Annotated in this window: 15 protein-coding genes and 3 tRNA genes; 11 read left to right on the forward strand and 7 right to left on the reverse strand. The window is 69.6% G+C overall.

What is annotated here, in order from left to right; all coding sequences use genetic code 11:
- Positions 1–72 precede the first annotated feature (72 nt).
- The 3 genes from AB0A63_RS28520 to AB0A63_RS28530 are packed head-to-tail and all read left to right on the forward strand — an operon-like array spanning position 73 to position 6,945.
- Positions 73–603 carry a hypothetical protein gene (locus tag AB0A63_RS28520; protein ID WP_360396837.1) on the forward strand — a complete coding sequence of 177 codons (531 nt, stop codon included), beginning with the start codon at positions 73–75 and terminating at the stop codon, positions 601–603.
- A 1-nt stretch (position 604) separates the two neighbouring features.
- Positions 605–2,530, forward strand: a complete 1,926-nt coding sequence (locus AB0A63_RS28525; protein WP_360396839.1) for a flotillin family protein — start codon at positions 605–607, stop codon at positions 2,528–2,530.
- Positions 2,527–6,945 carry a DNA repair ATPase gene (locus AB0A63_RS28530; RefSeq protein WP_360396840.1) on the forward strand — a complete coding sequence of 1,473 codons (4,419 nt, stop codon included), beginning with the start codon at positions 2,527–2,529 and terminating at the stop codon, positions 6,943–6,945. Before AB0A63_RS28525 ends, AB0A63_RS28530 begins: the two co-directional genes overlap by 4 nt.
- Here AB0A63_RS28530 and AB0A63_RS28535 read toward each other — a convergent pair.
- Together AB0A63_RS28535 and AB0A63_RS28540 are read right to left on the reverse strand one after the other, a co-directional pair.
- Entirely contained in the window at positions 6,942–7,454 is a 513-nt protein-coding gene (locus tag AB0A63_RS28535; RefSeq protein ID WP_360396841.1) for a hypothetical protein, read from the reverse strand. The genes AB0A63_RS28530 and AB0A63_RS28535 overlap by 4 nt on opposite strands.
- 72 nt (positions 7,455–7,526) lie before the next feature.
- Positions 7,527–7,937, reverse strand: a complete 411-nt coding sequence (locus tag AB0A63_RS28540; RefSeq protein ID WP_360396842.1) for a PPOX class F420-dependent oxidoreductase — start codon at positions 7,935–7,937, stop codon at positions 7,527–7,529.
- Between the two features lie 34 nt (positions 7,938–7,971).
- Here AB0A63_RS28540 and AB0A63_RS28545 point away from each other — a divergent pair, with 34 nt between their 5' ends.
- Both AB0A63_RS28545 and AB0A63_RS28550 read left to right on the forward strand, forming a co-directional pair.
- A complete protein-coding gene (locus tag AB0A63_RS28545; RefSeq protein ID WP_360396843.1) occupies positions 7,972–8,787 on the forward strand; it encodes an oxygenase MpaB family protein in 816 nt (271 codons plus the stop codon).
- An 82-nt stretch (positions 8,788–8,869) separates the two neighbouring features.
- Entirely contained in the window at positions 8,870–9,685 is an 816-nt protein-coding gene (locus tag AB0A63_RS28550) for a glutamate ABC transporter substrate-binding protein (protein WP_360396890.1), read from the forward strand.
- Here the strand turns inward: AB0A63_RS28550 and AB0A63_RS28555 are convergent.
- Positions 9,682–10,830 carry an Ig-like domain-containing protein gene (locus AB0A63_RS28555; protein WP_360396844.1) on the reverse strand — a complete coding sequence of 383 codons (1,149 nt, stop codon included), beginning with the start codon at positions 10,828–10,830 and terminating at the stop codon, positions 9,682–9,684. The genes AB0A63_RS28550 and AB0A63_RS28555 overlap by 4 nt on opposite strands.
- A 325-nt stretch (positions 10,831–11,155) precedes the next feature.
- Here AB0A63_RS28555 and AB0A63_RS28560 point away from each other — a divergent pair, with 325 nt between their 5' ends.
- Positions 11,156–11,359, forward strand: coding sequence for a cold-shock protein (locus AB0A63_RS28560; RefSeq protein WP_030473173.1), 204 nt, complete (start codon positions 11,156–11,158; stop codon positions 11,357–11,359).
- Positions 11,360–11,451: 92 nt separating this feature from the next.
- Here AB0A63_RS28560 and AB0A63_RS28565 read toward each other — a convergent pair whose 3' ends face one another.
- The 4 genes from AB0A63_RS28565 to AB0A63_RS28580 form a co-directional block, all read right to left on the reverse strand.
- Positions 11,452–11,751: a hypothetical protein gene (locus AB0A63_RS28565; protein WP_360396845.1), complete on the reverse strand. Its 300-nt coding sequence runs from the start codon at positions 11,749–11,751 to the stop codon at positions 11,452–11,454.
- A gap of 439 nt (positions 11,752–12,190) precedes the next feature.
- Positions 12,191–14,431, reverse strand: a complete 2,241-nt coding sequence (locus tag AB0A63_RS28570) for a heavy metal translocating P-type ATPase (protein ID WP_360396846.1) — start codon at positions 14,429–14,431, stop codon at positions 12,191–12,193.
- On the reverse strand, positions 14,431–14,637 hold the full coding sequence (locus tag AB0A63_RS28575; protein ID WP_360396847.1) for a heavy metal-associated domain-containing protein: 207 nt from the start codon (positions 14,635–14,637) through the stop codon (positions 14,431–14,433). Before AB0A63_RS28575 ends, AB0A63_RS28570 begins: the two co-directional genes overlap by 1 nt.
- Before the next feature lie 56 nt (positions 14,638–14,693).
- The gene (locus tag AB0A63_RS28580) at positions 14,694–14,990 is read right to left on the reverse strand and encodes a hypothetical protein (protein WP_360396848.1); all 297 of its coding nucleotides are present in this window, start codon (positions 14,988–14,990) and stop codon (positions 14,694–14,696) included.
- Between the two features lie 154 nt (positions 14,991–15,144).
- On the opposite strand from AB0A63_RS28580, the gene AB0A63_RS28585 reads away from it, so the two are divergent.
- The 5 genes from AB0A63_RS28585 (at position 15,145) to AB0A63_RS28605 (ending at position 16,665) form a co-directional block, all read left to right on the forward strand.
- The gene (locus AB0A63_RS28585) at positions 15,145–15,390 is read left to right on the forward strand and encodes a hypothetical protein (protein WP_360396849.1); all 246 of its coding nucleotides are present in this window, start codon (positions 15,145–15,147) and stop codon (positions 15,388–15,390) included.
- Positions 15,391–15,513: 123 nt separating this feature from the next.
- Positions 15,514–16,131 (forward strand): ScbR family autoregulator-binding transcription factor, encoded by a 618-nt coding sequence (locus AB0A63_RS28590; protein ID WP_360396850.1) that lies wholly within the window; start codon positions 15,514–15,516, stop codon positions 16,129–16,131.
- 246 nt (positions 16,132–16,377) lie between these two features.
- Positions 16,378–16,450: transfer RNA gene (locus AB0A63_RS28595), tRNA-Glu, on the forward strand.
- Positions 16,451–16,504: 54 nt separating this feature from the next.
- Positions 16,505–16,578, forward strand: a tRNA-Asp gene (locus tag AB0A63_RS28600).
- A 13-nt stretch (positions 16,579–16,591) separates the two neighbouring features.
- Positions 16,592–16,665: transfer RNA gene (locus tag AB0A63_RS28605), tRNA-Phe, on the forward strand.
- The last annotated feature ends 2 nt before the right edge of the window (positions 16,666–16,667 follow it).

A 16,667-nucleotide genomic window follows, 5' to 3' on the forward strand; every position in this document is an offset into this window, starting at 1 on the left:
CGGGTGACAACGATCATTCCCCGAAGTGCAACGAAAACGCCGTTTCGCGCATCAGAGTGGCGAGAGGGGGCGATGATGACCGAGTTCCTGTCCGCCGCGGTGGCCTTCCCGACAGTGCTGTTCAGCGTCCTGGTGCTCCTGGTGCTGGCGTACTGGTTGACGGTCGCGTTGGTGGGCGTGGACTTCGACGCCCCGGTGCTGCCGGTCTCCATCTCGCTGTTCGTCGTGATCACGTGGTTCGCCGCGCTGGTCGGCACGGTGCTGACGCCGGAGAACAAGCTCCGCTACGCCGTCCTGGCCGCAGCGCTGCTCGTCGGCGCGCTCGTCACGAAGGTCGTGCTGATCCCGGTGAAGCGGTGGACGCGACCGGAGAAACCCGCCTCCCGCAACGACTTCGTGGGCCGCACGGCGATCGTGCGGACCGCTCGGGTCACCGGGCACTACGGCCAGGCCGAGGTCACCGCCGACGACGGCGGCACCGCTGTCGTCCAGGTGCGGGCGGCCGAGAGCACGCAGCTGGTCTTCGGGCAGACCGCGCTGATCTTCGACTACGACGCCGAAGGCGAGTTCTTCTGGGTCGTCGACATCTCCACAGGGGGCTGACATGGGTGCAATTTCGACGGGGTTGCTGGTGCTGATCGGGGTGATCGCGGTCGTCCTGCTGATGGCGGTGGTCGTCATCAGCAGGTTGTTCAAGAAGTGCGAGCAGGGCAAGGCGCTCATCGTCTCCAAGATGCGCAAGGTCGACGTGACCTTCACCGGCACCGTGGTCCTCCCGGTGCTGCACAAGTGCGAGACGATGGACATCTCGGTGAAGACCATCGAGATCAAGCGGGCCGGCAACGAGGGCCTGATCTGCAAGGACAACATCCGCGCCGACATCCGCATCACGTTCTTCGTGCGGGTCAACAAGACCGTCGAGGACGTCATCAAGGTCGCGCAGGCGATCGGCACCGAGCGCGCGAGCCACGAGGCCACGCTGCAGGAGCTGTTCAACGCCAAGTTCTCCGAGGCGCTCAAGACCGTCGGCAAGCAGCTCGACTTCGTCGACCTCTACACCCACCGCGACGAGTTCCGCGACCGGATCATCCAGGTCATCGGCACCGACCTGAACGGCTACAGCCTCGAAGACGCCGCGATCGACTACCTGGAGCAGACGCCGCTCAAGCAGCTCGACCCGGCGAACATCCTGGACGCGCAGGGCATCCGCAAGATCACCGAGCTGACCGCGATCGAGCACGTCAAGACCAACGAGTTCACCCGCAACGAGGAGAAGGAGATCACGCGCCAGAACGTCAGCGCGCGTGAGGCGATCCTGGAGCTCGAACGCCGGCAGGCCGACGCGGAGATCAAGCAGAAGCGCGAGATCGAGACCGCCCGCGCCCAGCAGGAGGCGGAGACCCAGAAGGTGCAGGCAGAGGAACGCCTCAAGGCCAACACCGCGTTCATCCGCACCGAGGAGCAGCTCGGCATCCAGACCGAGAACAAGGCCCGCGAGATCGCCGTGGCGGAGAAGAACCGCGAGCGCGTGATCGCCGTCGAGACCGAGCGGATCGAGAAGGACCGCCTGCTGGAGGTCATCGCGCGCGAACGGGAGACCTCGCTGCGCATGATCGAGAAGGACAAGGAGCTCGAGCACGAGCGGCGCGCCATCGCCGACCTGGTGCGCGAGCGGGTCGCGGTCGAGAAGACCGTGGCCGAGCAGGAGGAGAACATCAAGCGGCTGCGCGCGGTCGAGGAGGCCGAGCGCGAGCGGCAGCAGATCATCATCCGGGCCGAGGCCGAGGCGCAGGAGTCGCTGGTCAAGGACATCAAGGCCGCGGAGGCCGCCGAGCAGGCCGCGCAGCACCAGGCCCGCCAGGAGGTGCTGCTCGCAGAGGCCCGCAAGCAGTCCGCCGAGCTCGACGCCACCGCCAAGATCCGGCTCGCCGAGGGCGTGCAGGCGGAGGCCGCCGCGAAGGGCCTGGCCGATGTGCAGGTCAAGGAACGCGACGCCGTCGCGGTGGAGGCGCTGGGCCGCGCGGAGGCCGTCGTCGACCGCGAGAAGGCGCTCGCCGACGCCGAGGGCATCAAGGAACGCCTCAAGGGCGAGGCCGAAGGCCTGTCGCACAAGGCGGAGGCCATGGCCGCCCTCGACACCGCGACCCGCGAGCACGAGGAGTACCGCCTGCGGCTGGAGGCCGAGAAGGAGATCCGGCTCAAGGGCATCGACGTGCAGCGCCAGATCGCCGAGGCGCAGGCCATGGTCCTCGCGGCCGGGCTGGAGAAGGCCGACATCGACATCATCGGCGGCGACACCGTGTTCTTCGACAAGATCGCGAACGCCATCACCGCGGGCAAGCAGGTCGACGGGTTCGTCGGCAACTCCGACGTGGTGCAGGCGCTGGGCGCCAAGTGGATGGACGGGACGAACAACTTCCCGGAGGACCTGACCAAGGTGCTCAGCTCGTTCACCACCGGTGACGCGCAGAACATCGCCGCCGCGATCGCGCTGACCCAGATGGCCAAGAACAACGGCCAGCCCGCATGACAGCTCTCGACGCGGGCACCTACGAGGTGCTCAGAGCCCGGCTGGCCGAACAGGCCGCCGGGCTCGCCCGGAGCACCGAGGCGCTGAACGACCGGCGCGTCGAGACGTTCGGCAGCCAGGCGCTGGAGCTCGTCGCCACCGAACGCATCCGCACCGAGAACAACTGCGTGCCCCGCGACATCGTGCCGCTGGGCGACCAGATGTTGTTCGGCTACAACGTGTTCCTCGGCCTCAAGCCGGAGACCGCGGTCGCGGACGTGTTCGCGGTGCACGGCAAGGACCTCGGCCCGGCCGACGCGGGGTTCCTCGACGATCCGAGGTTCCGCAACGACTTCGCCGAGCTCTACCGGTACTACCGCGAGACCAGGCTGCTGCAGCTGCGGATCGTCGAGTCGCGGTTGCTCGCGGTGTTCCAGACCGGCGCGCGGATCGAGGACATCCGCGTGCTGCGCTGGGACGTCGCGGTCGACGGCACGGTCACCTACCTCGACAACCGCGGTGAACGCGACCACGTCTTCCCGCCCGCGCACGACTTCACGTGGGTCGAGACGACCCGTGAGCAGCACGTGCTCGGCCGGCACCCGCACATCGCCATCGACGGCGAGGTGTTCGTCGAGACCGTCGGCGGCACGCTGACCATCAAGGTCGAGAACAACACCGAGACCGGCGAGGGCATCTACTCCGAACCGGTCGACGAACCGCTGCAGAGCCTCGCCGACGCCGACGTGCACTACGCGCGCGTCGGGCCGTTGCTGCTGCTCAGGGTCCTCCCGTACAAGGAGACCGAGTGGCGGCACCTGGTGTTCAACACGCGCACCAAGACCGTGGCCCGGCTCGACGGCATCGGCCAGGCCTGCCAGCGGCTGCCCGAGGACCAGGGGATCATCTTCCCCGGCGGCTACTACCTGGTCACCGGTGACGACAAGACGTTCGACGTCGACACCGAGGACCTGGAGTTCGAACGGGTCATCCGCTCCGCCAACGGCGAGGACGTGCTGTACGTCTACCACGCCCGCCGCGAGGGCCGCAGCCTCCTGCTGCCCTACAACGTGATCCGCAAGGAGGTCGCCACCCCGCTGGTGTGCCACGGCTACTCGCTCTTCGCCGACGGCACGCTCGTGGTGTTCCGCGAGACGAGCACCGAACCCGTGCGCGTGCACCCGATGCAGGTGTGGCGCACGCCGTTCGTGGCCGACGAGGTGCTGCCGGAGGAGTCCGGCCCGCTCGCCCGCATCGGCAACGCCGAGCTGGTCCGCGGCATCTCCGACTGCCTGAGCGTGACCCGCATGGCCGCCGGGATGACGCCGACCGCACCGGTGTTCGAGGGCCTGATCGCCCTGTGCACCAGGGTGGTCGACAACGTCCACTGGCTCGCCGAGCTGGGGCTGCGCGACGACGTCGTGGCCGTGCGCGCGACCGCGGAGCAGGTGCTCGACGAGTTCGAGTCGGTCCGCGTGCTCACCGAGAACGCCGCCCAGCAGCTGCACGAGGCCGGTGAGCAGCTCGCGTCGCTGGTCCGGCTGTCCCGCTCGGCCGCGCCGCGGTCGGCCGACGAGTGGGTGCGGCTGCTGGCCGACCTGCGGTCCGCGCAGGGCCGCCTGATCACGTTGCGGGACGTCCGGTACGTCGACCTCGACGACCTGGGCCGCAGGGAGGCCGCGCTCGTCGAGGCGCTGGCCGACTCGGCCCGCCGCGCCGTCGCGTTCCTCAGCGGTGAGAACGCGTTCGCCCAGTACCACGAGGAGATCGACCGGATCGCGGCCACCGGGCTCGCGACCGCGGCCGAGGCGGGACCGCTGCACGACCGGCTCGCACAGCAGCAGGCCGGTCTGGAGGTGCTGACCGAGGTCGTCAGCACGCTCGACGCCGCCGACACCACGACCCGCACGCAGATCCTGGCCGGCATCGGCGAGGTCCTGGCCGCCGTGAACCGCGCGCGGGCCACTGTGGACGGTCGCAGGCGCGCGCTCGCCGAGGCGGAGGGCCGCGCCGAGTTCGCCGCGGAGTTCGCGCTGCTCGGCCAGGCCGTCACCGGTGCGCTCGCCGTCGCCGCCACACCGCAGAGCTGCGACGACCACCTCGGCCGGCTGCTGCTGCAGCTGGAGAACCTGGAGTCGCGGTTCGCCGAGTTCGACGACTTCCTCGCCCAGGTCGGTGCCAAGCGCACGGACGTCTACGAGGCGTTCTCCGCGCGCAAGCAGACCCTGCTCGACGAACGGGCGCGCAAGGCCGACCGGCTCGTCCAGTCGGCGCAGCGCGTGCTCGGCACCATCCGGCGCCGCGTCGAGAAGCTGACGTCGGTCGACGAGATCAACACCTACTTCGCGGGCGACCCCATGGTCGCCAAGGTCCGCACCGTCGCCACCCAGCTGCGCGAGCTCGGTGACGTGCGGGCCGACGAGCTCGAAGCGGAGCTGCGCGACGCCCGGCAAGAGGGAGGCCGGGCGCTGCGGGACCGCGCCGACCTGTACGACGGCGCGTCGATCGTGCTCGGCAGGCACCGCTTCCCGGTGACGACCGAGCCGATGAACCTGACCCTCGTGCCGCGCGACGGCCGGATGTACTTCGCCGTCACCGGGACCGACTACCGCGGCGAGGTCACCGACCCCGCGTTCGCGGCCACCCGGCCGTTCTGGGACCAGCTGCTGGTCTCCGAGACGCCGGAGGTCTACCGCTCAGAGCACCTGGCCGCGTGCCTGCTCGCCGAGGGCCGCACGGACGTGTCGGTGGCCGCCGCGGAACGCTACGACGAGGGCTACGAGAAGGGCGTCCACGACCACGACGCCGAACGCATCCTCGCTGTCCTGCACCGGTTGCACGCCGGCGCCGGGCTGCTGCGGTACCCGCCGGACGCACGCGCGGAGGCCCAGCTCTTCTGGGCCGCGCAACCGGAGGAGGACCGTGCCGTGTGGACGCGCAAGGCCGAGTCGCTGGCCCGCGCGCGCACGGTGTTCGGTGGCACGCACGGCATCCCGGAGCTGACGGCCCAGTTCGGCATCAGCCCGCTCGCCGCCGAGTACCTGTTCGAAGAACTCGCCTGCGCACCAACGGGTTTCGTCACCAGCAAGGCCGCCCGCACGGTGATCGACCGGTTCCGCGCGGTCGTGGACGAGGACCTGCACGACCGCGACCTGATCGAGGCGTGGCTGCGCGGGTTCCTCGGCGACGAGGACTGCCCCGAGTTCCCCGAGGTGGTCGCGGTGCTGCTCACCGACCTGCCCCGGTACGACTCCAGCGCCGCGCTGAGCGAGACCGTCACCGGCCTGCTCGGCTCCCACCCGCGGGTGCGGGACCAGTCGCTGGACCTGCGCTTGGACGAGGCGCTGACCAGGCTGCGGCGGTTCGGCGGCGAGCACGTGCCGGCGTTCCGGGCCTACCAGCGGCAGCGCGACGAGCTGCTCGCAGGGGAACGCCGGCGGCTGCGGCTCGACGAGTACCGGCCCGCGGTGCTGAACACGTTCGTGCGCAACAGGTTGCTGAACGAGGTGTACCTGCCGCTGATCGGCGACAACCTCGCCAAGCAGCTGAACGACGGCACCGGCCTGCTGATGCTGATCTCCCCGCCGGGCTACGGCAAGACGACGCTGGTCGAGTACGTCGCGAACCGCCTCGGCATGGTGTTCGTCAAGGTCAACGGCCCGGCGCTGGGCAGCGGCGTCACGTCCCTCGACCCGAGCGAGGCACCGAACGCCACGGCCCGCCAGGAGGTCGAGCGGATCAACTTCGCGTTCGCGCTGGGCTCCAACGTCCTCCTGCACCTCGACGACATCCAGCACACCTCACCGGAGCTGCTGCAGAAGTTCATCTCGCTGTGCGACGCCCAGCGCAGGATCGACGGCGTGCAGGACGGCGAGGCACGCACGTTCGACCTGCGCGGCAAGCGGTTCGCCGTCTCCATGGCCGGCAACCCGTACACCGAGACGGGCCGCGCGTTCCGGGTCCCGGACATGCTCGCCAACCGGGCGGACGTGTGGAACCTCGGTGACGTGCTGCACGGCCGCGAGTCCCTCTTCGCGTTGAGCTACCTGGAGAACGCGTCCTCGGCCAACCCGACGCTCGCGGGCGTGGACGTGGAACCGCTGGTGCGCCTCGCCTCCGGCCAGGACGTCAAGACCGGCCACGACACCGTGCAGCTCGACCGGATGCTGTCCGTGCTGCGGAAGCTGCAGCGCGTCCAGGAGGTCGTGCTCAGGGTGAACCAGGCGTACATCGCCTCGGCGGCCGGCGCGGACGGCGAACCGTTCCTGCTGCAGGGCAGCTACCGCAACATGAACCGGATGGCCGCGCGGGTCGTGCCGGCGATGAACGACGCCGAGGTGGAGGCGTTGATCGACGACCACTACCTGGGCGAGGCGCAGCTGCTCGGCTCACGCGCCGAGTCGAACCTGCGCAGGTTGCGGGAGCTGAAGGGCTAGCACTTCGGCGCGTTGAGCCTGCGCCCGTCGGGGCCGCGGACCTCGACCGGGCGCAGGCGGTGGTCGTCGAGGAACTTGCACAGCTCCTTGGGCGACATCGGCCACGGCAGGCAGCGCTCGAAGTCCTTCTCGACCAGCTTGTCGAAGTACTCGGCGTCGCAGCGCAGCAGGTCCAGCAGCGGCGGACCCGGCTGCGGTGGCGGTGGCGGGGGCCGGTGACCGCGGTCGGGCGGTCCAGGGCGGTGCGGTGCGTCCCCCGTCGGCGGGGGCGGCGGCGGCGGCGGAGGTGGTGGCGGAGGCGGCACGTGGGTGTCGAGCACCACGGGGCCGATGGCGACCAGGGTCGTGGTGGCCGACGCGATCACGGTCGCGGGCGGCGGAGGTGGCGGTGCGACGAGGCGGATGTCCACGGGACGGTCCGGCGGCGCGGTGATCAGTGCCGTGACCAGGGCGGCACCGAGCATCGCCACCGCGGCTGTGAAGTAGCCGCGGCGTCTGGCACCACTCATCGCGCTCCCCAGGTCCGGATGACGTGTCCGCTGCCGTCCCCGTGGAATCGTTGTGCCCGCTAACGGTGTTACTCAGCCCGTCCGGTCCGGTCCGGCGGTGGTCAGCGCGATGCGCAGCACGACCCGCTGTTCGCGTTCCATCGAAGCGCGGTACTCGTCCCAGTCGGGGTGCTCGCCGGAGATCGTGCGGTAGTACTCGACCAGCAGGTCCATCGCCTCGGGCAGCGGCACGACCGTCGCCGTTCCCGCGATCTGGATCCACCGCCCGAAGAAGCTGTCCGGCAGCACGCACAGCCACACGCGCGGATCCCGTTGCACCTGCTTGGTCTTGTACGCGGTCGCGCGCGTCGAGACGAGCACGTCGCCGTTGTCGTCCAGTGCCACGAGCACCGGTGACATCGACGGCGTCCCGTCGGACTTCATCGCGCTGAACACCGCGCGGTGCTGGCTGCGGAGCACGTCCCGTGCCTGGTCGAGGTCCATGGCTTTCATCTTGGCCAGGCGCGACGATGCTCGCATGCTCGATGCGAACACGGTCAGCTGGCAGCTGCACGCGGACCCGACGATGTGGATCGCCGGGATCGCGAGCCTCTACCTCCAGGCGCTGCACCCGAAGGCGGTCGCGGGTGTCGTCCAGAACTCGAACTTCCAGGCCGACCCGCTCGGCCGGCTCAAGCGCACGGCGGACTTCGTCGGGCTCGGCGTCTACGGCACCGGCGAGGAGATCGCCGCCGCCGCGGCACGGGTCCGCGCCACGCACCGCAGCCTGCGCGCGACCGACCACGAGGGCAGGACGTTCCGGGTGGACGAACCGGAACTGCTGCTGTGGGTGCACTGTTCGGAAGTGCACTGCTTCGAGACGGTGCTCGACCGCGCGGGCTACGGCCTCACGGACCGGCAGAAGGACCGGTACTACGCCGAACAGCGGTTCGCGGCCACGCTGGTGGGCCTGCACGAGGAGGACGTGCCCGGCTCACGCGGGGAGATGGCCGAGTACCTCGACTCGATGCGGTCGTCGTTGCGCCGCACCGCGGACTCCGAGGTGATCTACGAGTTCCTCCACGGCCCGCCCGTCAAGGGGTGGCTTCGTCACGGCCTGCCCCTCTACCGCGTGCTGGTCGGTCATCTGGCGTACTCCGTGCTCCCCGAATGGGCGGTGGAGCTGCACGGGCACGAGCCGTACGCCAACCCGGACCGGTGGTTGCGGGTGTTGCGCCGAACAGCACTCCTGGTGCCGGGCAAGATCCGCAGGATGGCACCGCCCGGACACCTGCGCCGTGCCGTGGAACGTGAGGGGCGTCATGTGACACCCAGCAGGGCGCGACTGCCGTAGTTGTCACACATCACAGTTGATAATCGCCGCTGGTACGTAGCATTGCGCACGACTCCACACCACCCCGGAAGGTCCTGTCGTGATCCGTCGTGCTGCGCTTCTCGCTGCTGTCGCGGTGTTCGCCACTGCTTGTGGGAGCGGTGACACGGCCACCGTCGTCGGTCGTGCCGGTTCCGGGAAGCTGACCATCGGCATCCGGTACGACCAGCCGGGCCTGAGCGAGCGGCGGCTCGACGGCCGCTACGTCGGGTTCGACGTCGACGTGGCCAAGTACGTGGCGAACGAGCTGGGCGTGAAGGAAACAGGCATCACCTTCAAGGAGGCCCGCGGCGCCGTCCGGGAGTCGATGCTGGAGAGCGGCGAGGTCGACCTGGTCGTCGCGACCTACTCGATCACCGACGCCCGCAAGGAGAAGGTCGCGTTCGCCGGCCCGTACTTCGAGACCGGCCAGGGCATGCTCGTCCGCTTCACCGAGACCTCGATCACCGGTCCGGAGACCCTCGACGGCCGCAAGCTGTGCTCGGTCAAGGGGTCCACGTCCGCGCAGAAGGTGAAGAACGACTACGCCAAGGGCGTCACGCTGATCGAGTACGGCCAGTACTCGGACTGCGTGATCGCTCTCATGGCGGGCAACGTCGACGCCGTCTCCACCGACGAGGTCATCCTCGCGGGCTTCGCGGCGGAGAACCCGGAGCTGCTCAAGCTGGTCGGCAAGCCGTTCTCCGAGGAGCGCTACGGGATCGGCCTGCCGAAGGGCGACGACGAGAGCCGCGCCGAGGTCAACGAGGCCATCGAGAAGATGATCTCGACCGGTGAGTGGAAGCGGGCGCTGGAACGCAACGTAGGCCCGTCGGGTTACTCGATCCCGGCGCCGCCCCAGATCACCGAGAAGTCCTAGCCGGTCACGGCGGACTTCGACCGCCAGGTCTCCCAGTCGAGCGCCCAGTCGTAGTAGTCGCGGTCGGCGGGCCCGAGCTTGACCGACGAGTTCAGCACCTCGACCGGGTCACCGATCATCGTGAGGTCGAAGAACGTCTTCGCGTCGGCCGGTGAGAGGTTCGCGCAGCCGTGCGACACGTTCTCCTTGCCCTGCGCGTACATCGAGCCGGCGTACTCGTGGACGAACTCGCCGTTGTTCGACAGCAGCACGGCCCAGGTGACCGGGACGTCCTTGTAGTTGAACACCGTGCTGGACATGGTGCGGCTGGCTTCCTTCTGCATCACCACGTGCGTGCCGGAGCGGGTGACCCGGCGCGGGTCGGTGTCGAGCCCGTACGAGGCCGGGAAGTCGTGCAGCTGCACGCCGTCGCGGTAGACGACGAACCGGTGCGACTGCGTGTCCGCCTTGACCACCAGCGCGCGGTCCGCGATAGCGAACTGCACGTGCAGGTCCTCCGCGCCGTACGCGCCGCCGCCGAACGGGACGCCGTGGACGTTGACGTCCACGGACACCTGCGTGCCCGGCTTGTAGTACTCCTTCGGCCGCCAATGCGCTTCGCGGTCCGACAGCCACGCCCACGCGCCCTCGGTCGGCACCGACGTCGTGACCGTCATGGCCTTCTGCACGGACGCCTTGTCCTGCACCGGCGCGCTGAACGTGATCTTGACCGGCATCGCGACGCCGTAGGTCTGGTGGTCGCCCACGTTCGCCGACGCGCTCGTGAGGCGGCCCGGCTTCACCGTGCGGAACGAACCGGAGACCGGCACCTCCGCGCCGTCCTCGCCCTTCGCCGACCCGGACCACGTGTAAGCCTTGTCGTAGCCCAGGTCCTCGGTGGCCACCCACCGGTCGCCGGTCAGCTCACCCTTGACCACGCGGTTGCCGGGGCCGGTGAGCGCGACCGAGGTCAACTTGCCCCCGGTGACACCGACCTGGAACGGACCCGCCGGGCTGATCCCCTCACCCGACGCCGGCGTGACGGTCACCGCCGCCTTCGCCTTCTCCTGCACGACCGGTGCCGCATCGGGCGCCGACGGTGCGTCGGGCGCGCCGCCGCACGCGGTCAAACCCAGCAGTACAGCCAACATGAACGGCCGGAACACGCGTTCTCCCCGAGATCCCCCTGGAACTGATGCTCAGAGGACGCGCGAGCCACCAACGAGTTGCTCAAGGGTTCGTTATCACCCTCATGGACCAGCGCCTTTGGTCCTGTTGAGGCACTCGGCTGGCTGGATTTCACCTGTAGTGCTATGACGCGGCACACGTTAGGCTTCTCCGCGCAGGCCGTGGTTTCTGTGTTCGTGCTTCACACGCTCGCGGAACGACACGCGGGCGTGCTGTGCGCTCGATTCGAGCGGGCCGAACGCCCCCGGGACGGCCGGGGTTGCACGGTGCAGCCCCAAGCTTTCCTGCGATGGAGGCAGGTACATGGCACAGGGCACTGTCAAGTGGTTCAACTCCGAGAAGGGCTTCGGCTTCATCGCCCAGGACAACGGCGGCGCTGACGTCTTCGTCCACTACTCGGAGATCCAGGGTCAGGGCTTCCGCACCCTGGAGGAGAACCAGCGCGTGGAGTTCGAGGTCGGTCAGGGCACGAAGGGCCCGCAGGCCCAGAACGTCCGCGCGATCTGATGTGATTCGCCGCAGCAAGACGTAACTGAGAAGGACCCTCGGCCGGGCTCGGCCGAGGATCCTTCTTCGTGCTGGGGGTGACTGCGCAGGGGTCAGTTGCCGCGCTGGCGGGCTTCCCACTCCAGTCGCTGCATGACCCACTCCGTGGCGAGCGCGCCGGGGGAGGTCTGGCGTTCGGCGGCGAGCTCCTTGAGCTGCTCGTTGGCCATCAGCTGGAGGCGCAGCTGGTACACCTGCGCGTTGCCGAAGCCCGAGGCGGTGGTCTCGTTGTCCGAGTCCGGGGCCAGTGCGGCCAGGTAAGAGGTCAGCTCCTCGTCGGGCGTCGTCTCCTGCGGTTCGTCCGCAGGGCGGTGACGGCCGGACTTGGAGCGTCCGAGGGATCCGATAGGCACCGGAACACGATAACGGCTCGGTCACGGAACCCAAACCCCTGTGTCCTGAGTCACCCACCCATGTGCCTCCCCCGCTGCTGCCGAAGTGCACGCGGGGAGCTTTCGTACTCCAGGAGGGCACGCGGGGTCCCCGCGTGCCCTCCTGGAGGTGGCGGCGGGGGCAGCGGTGGCGGAGGGAGCAGCGGGAGGTGGCGGAGGGAGCAGCGGGAGGTGGGCGGCGGGAGCAGCGGTGGCGAGCCGGCTCGGCGTCGAGCCGGCTGGGGGTCCGGGGGCTGCCCCCGGCTGGGGTCTGGGGGCTCGGCCCCCAGAAGGCACCTCCGACCGACCGCGGCGAGGCGTCAGCCGAGCAAGGTCGGCCGGAGAAGAGGAGAGGCCCCCGCGCCAGGGGGAGGAACGCGGGGGCCGGAGGGGATCTCCACAGGCGCTGACCGGGGGTATGTCAGCAATCGGATTGTTGCACGCGCACGCGGCGCTGCGGGAGAGGTTGCACGGAAGATTCTTGAGTTGCCGATGGGCGGAATTGCCGCAGTCGCAAGCTGTTGGTAACAACGAACACGCTGCTGAAGGCCATCGCGGCCCCCGCGAGCATGGGGTTGAGCAGCCCGAGCGCCGCGAGTGGAAGTCCAGCGACGTTGTAGGCGAACGCCCAGAACAGATTCCCCTTGATCGTGCCCAACGTCTTGCGTGACAACCGAATTGCGTCCGCAGCCACGCGCAGGTCGCCGCGCACCAGGGTCAGGTCGCTCGCCTCGATGGCGGCGTCGGTGCCGGTTCCCACGGCCAGCCCCAGGTCAGCGGCCGCGAGCGCGGGCGCGTCGTTCACGCCGTCGCCCACCATGGCCACGACTCGGCCCTGTGCCTGCAGATTCCGGATGGCCTCGACTTTTCCGGCGGGCAGCACGTCGGCGATCACCTCGTCGATGCCGACTTCCCGTGCCACCGCCGCAGCGACGACAGCGTTGTCCCCCGTCAGCAGGACAGGTCGCAGGCCGAGTTCCCGCAGATCGCGAATTGCTTGTGCGGACGTGGGTTTCACGGTGTCCGCCACCGCGATCAACCCGACGACCGCGCCGTCAAAAGAAACCGCGACCACCGTGCGATCGGCGTGCACGACTGCCGCCGCGGACAGCGATTCGGGGACTTCGGCATTCCGCAGCCGGCCGACGGCAACGCGGCGGCCGTCCACCACGCCGCTGACGCCGACGCCGTCCGTGGACGCGAAGTCGGAAACGGGCCTCGGTTCCGGTGCGGCGCGGACGATGGCCGCGGCGATGGGGTGCTCGGAGGCGTTCTCGACCGCCGCCGCGCACGACAGCACCTCGGCGCGGGACACGCCGTCGGCCGGGACCACGTCGACGAGCGCCAACCGGCCCGTGGTGACGGTGCCGGTCTTGTCGAGCACCACCGTGTCCACGCGCCGGGTCGACTCCAGCACCTCCGGGCCCTTCACCAGGATGCCGAGCTGGGCGCCGCGGCCGGTGCCCACGAGCAACGCCGTCGGCGTCGCGAGCCCCAGCGCGCACGGGCAGGCGATGACGAGCACCGCCACGGCCGTCGTCACCGCGAACTCCAGCGGCCGCCCGGCGAGCAGCCAGGCCCCGAACGCCACGGCGGCGATGGCGACGACGACCGGCACGAACACCGCCGACACCCGGTCGGCGAGCCGCTGCACGTCCGCCTTGCCCGCCTGCGCCTGCTCGACGAGCCGGGCCATCCGCGCGAGCTGCGTGTCCGCGCCGACCGAGCGAGCCTCGACGACCAGCCGGCCGCCCGCGTTGACCGTCCCGCCGACGACCGGTGCGCCCTCGCGCACCTCGACCGGCACCGACTCGCCGGTGACCATCGAGGCGTCCACGGCCGAGCTGCCCTCGACGACTACCCCGTCCGTGGCGATGCGCTCACCCGGACGGACCACGAAGCGTTCGCCGACCCGGAGCTGCTCGACCGGCACGCGGGTCTCCACGCCGTCGCGCAGCACCGCCACGTCCTTGGCGCCGAGCGTCAGCAACGCCCGCAGCGCGGCACCCGCACTGCGCTTGGACCGGGCCTCCAGCCACCGCCCGAGCAGCAGGAACACGGTCACGCCGACCGCGACCTCGAGGTAGATGTCGCCGGAGGACGCCGGCCGCGGCAGCAGGCTGAACTCGTGCCGCATGCCGATGGTCCCGGCGGCGCCGAACACCAACGCGTAGAGCGACCACAGGTACGAGACCGTGACGCCCATCGACACGAGGGTGTCCATCGTGCTGGCGCCGTGTCTCAGGTTGACCGCGGCCGCACGGTGGAACGGCCAGCCGCACACCCACACGACCACGCTCGCGAGCGCCAGCGACACCCACTGCCAGGTGGGGAACTGCCAGGCCGGAACCATCGAGAACGCGATCACCGGCACGCCCAGCGACGCGGCGAGGACGAACCTCAGCCGCAGGTCACCGGCGTCGCTCTCCTCGGGCTCGGCGACCGGCTCCCGCGCGTCGTACCCCGCCGCCCGCACGGTCGACACCAGGTCGTCCACGCGCATGCCGACCGGGAACTGGACGCTGGCCTTCTCGGTCGCGTAGTTCACGGTGGCGGAGACACCGTCGAGCCGGTTCAGCTTGCGTTCCACGCGACGCGCGCAGGAGGCGCAGGTCATGCCGCTGATGCTGAGCTCGACGTGGCGGGGTTCGGTCGTGGTCATCAGGCGACCTGGTACCCGGCCTCGGTCACGGCGGCCTCGACCTCGGACCGGTCCAGCTCGCGGTCGCTCGTGACGGTCACCGCTCCGGTCTCGAGCACCACGTCGACACCGGTCACGCCGGCGACCTCGGACAGCTCCTCGGTGACCGAGCTGACGCAGTGGCCGCAGGTCATGCCGGTGACGGTGTAGGTGGCAGTGACGGACATGGAGTCCCTTCCTCTCGATCGGGACTCCGATGATACCCACCCAGGGTATGGCGACTCTACTGAGGACCGTCGGGTTTCGGCTGGTCCAGGTTCTGGATGTCCTTCTCGATCTTGTCCACCAGCGAGTCGAGGCCCGCGAGCATCTCGTCCAGCTGGGCCATCCGCGAACCGAACGCGGACTCGATGTCGGCGTCGATCGTGGCGAGGTCGATCCCGCTGATCGCCTTCAGGATCTCCTGCGGATCGGGTGCCGGCGGGATGGTGCCCGGCTGGGGGTCACCCCCGGGCTCCGGCGCAGGTCGGGGGTTTTGGCCTGCGGCTTCGGGGGAAGGCTCCGGCGTGGGGTCGGTCATCGGTCCATCTTCCACTGGCCACCTCCCCATCGGACAGACGGCACACCTGTACGGAAAGTAACGCTGGGTGTTGGTGGAATCACTCTGCGGGGGGCTGCGGCCGTTGTCCCAGGTCGCTTAGCCTCGCGCCAACCTCAAGTCGGGGAGGGCACTCATGAGCGGCTCACTGGAAGTGCGCAAGTTCCTGTGGACGCAGGACGACGGCATGCAGAGGCAGGGCGGCCCCAACGTGCCGGCCCAGCGCAGCGGAGAGCCCTCGCGGATCTCCGACGAACAGGTCCACCGGGCCAGGCTCGCGGTCGCGCGGAGCGCACTGGGCACCGAGGACTGCAGGACGCTGCTGGACATGCTGGGGCTGTCACCCGGCGAGGACGGCGGGACACCGCCGGTCCAGCGGTGAGGCGGTAGCGAAGCAGAGGCGGCCCTGGCCGAGGCGCGCACCCCCCGGAGCGCGTCTCGAAACAGGGCCGCACCTGGAAACATACCCACGGGTCTCTTTAGCGGCAACGACTAACCTGGAGCCATGCCCCAGCAAGACCGGGCGTATGCGACACGGGAGGCGATTCTCCGCGCCGCGGCGCAGGAGTTCGACCGGCTCGGCTACGACCGCACGTCGCTGACCGCCGTGCTCGCGCGCGCCGGTCTCACCAAGGGCGCGTTCTACTTCCACTTCGCGTCCAAGGACGCCGTCGCCGGTGCTCTCACCGAGTACCAGCACGACTTCTGGGTGGAGATGCGGCAGCGGTGGCACGCGCGCGGCCTCGACCCGTTGCACACCCTCGTCGGCATGGTCGTCGAGTCCGCCGACCGGATGGCGGCCGACGTCGTGCTGCGGGCGGGCGTGCGGCTGACCGCCGACCGCGAGGTCGGCTATCCGGGCGTCCCGAACTCCCACCTCATGTGGGAGAAGATGATCGCCGCCTACGTGGCGGAGGCGGGCGAGTGCGGTCACCTGCGCGAGGGCGTCGACCCGGCGGCGGTGGCGCGGACGATCTGCGGCGCGACCCTCGGCGCCCGGTTGATCTCCTCGGCGACCACGATGTGCGCCGACTTCCCCGACCGGCTGCGCGAGGTGCTCCGGCTGGTGCTGCCCTCCGTCGCGAACGACGCGTGGCTGAGCGCCTGGGACGGGCTCTCCTGACCGCTCCTGCGAAGTTACCCAGGTCACACAAGATCGTCGGAAAACCTCCGTTCGACCCGTGTTCACCACCGATTGGGCCCTTGAGCTGGCATTTGCCGTTTCCGGACGCTTCCGCGAGATCGTCCCGCGCGCTTCGTCCGGCCTGCTTTTTCGACGGTTTTGGCAGGTCAAGGCATAAGTGGGACCCCCGTTTTGGAGGTGCGCGGACCTATGTCATATGCTTACGATGCTTCCAGAGACCAGCTAGTCCCCATCATCTAGCGGCCTAGGATCCCGCCCTTTCAAGGCGGTCGCGCGGGTTCGAATCCCGTTGGGGGCACGCAGTAAAGCAAGATGATGCAGTAAGGTACGATCTGCACGACAGCAAGAGCAAGGCCCAGTGGCGCAGTTGGTTAGCGCGTCGCCCTGTCACGGCGAAGGTCGCGGGTTCGAGTCCCGTCTGGGTCGCTTTTTCTCTCATGGCCAGGTAGCTCAGTTGGTACGAGCGACCGCCTGAAAAGCGGTAGGTCGGCGGTTCGACCCCGCCCCTGGCCATC

This window comes from Lentzea sp. NPDC042327 (assembly GCF_040647275.1).
Taxonomy (GTDB): Bacteria; Actinomycetota; Actinomycetes; order Mycobacteriales; family Pseudonocardiaceae; genus Lentzea.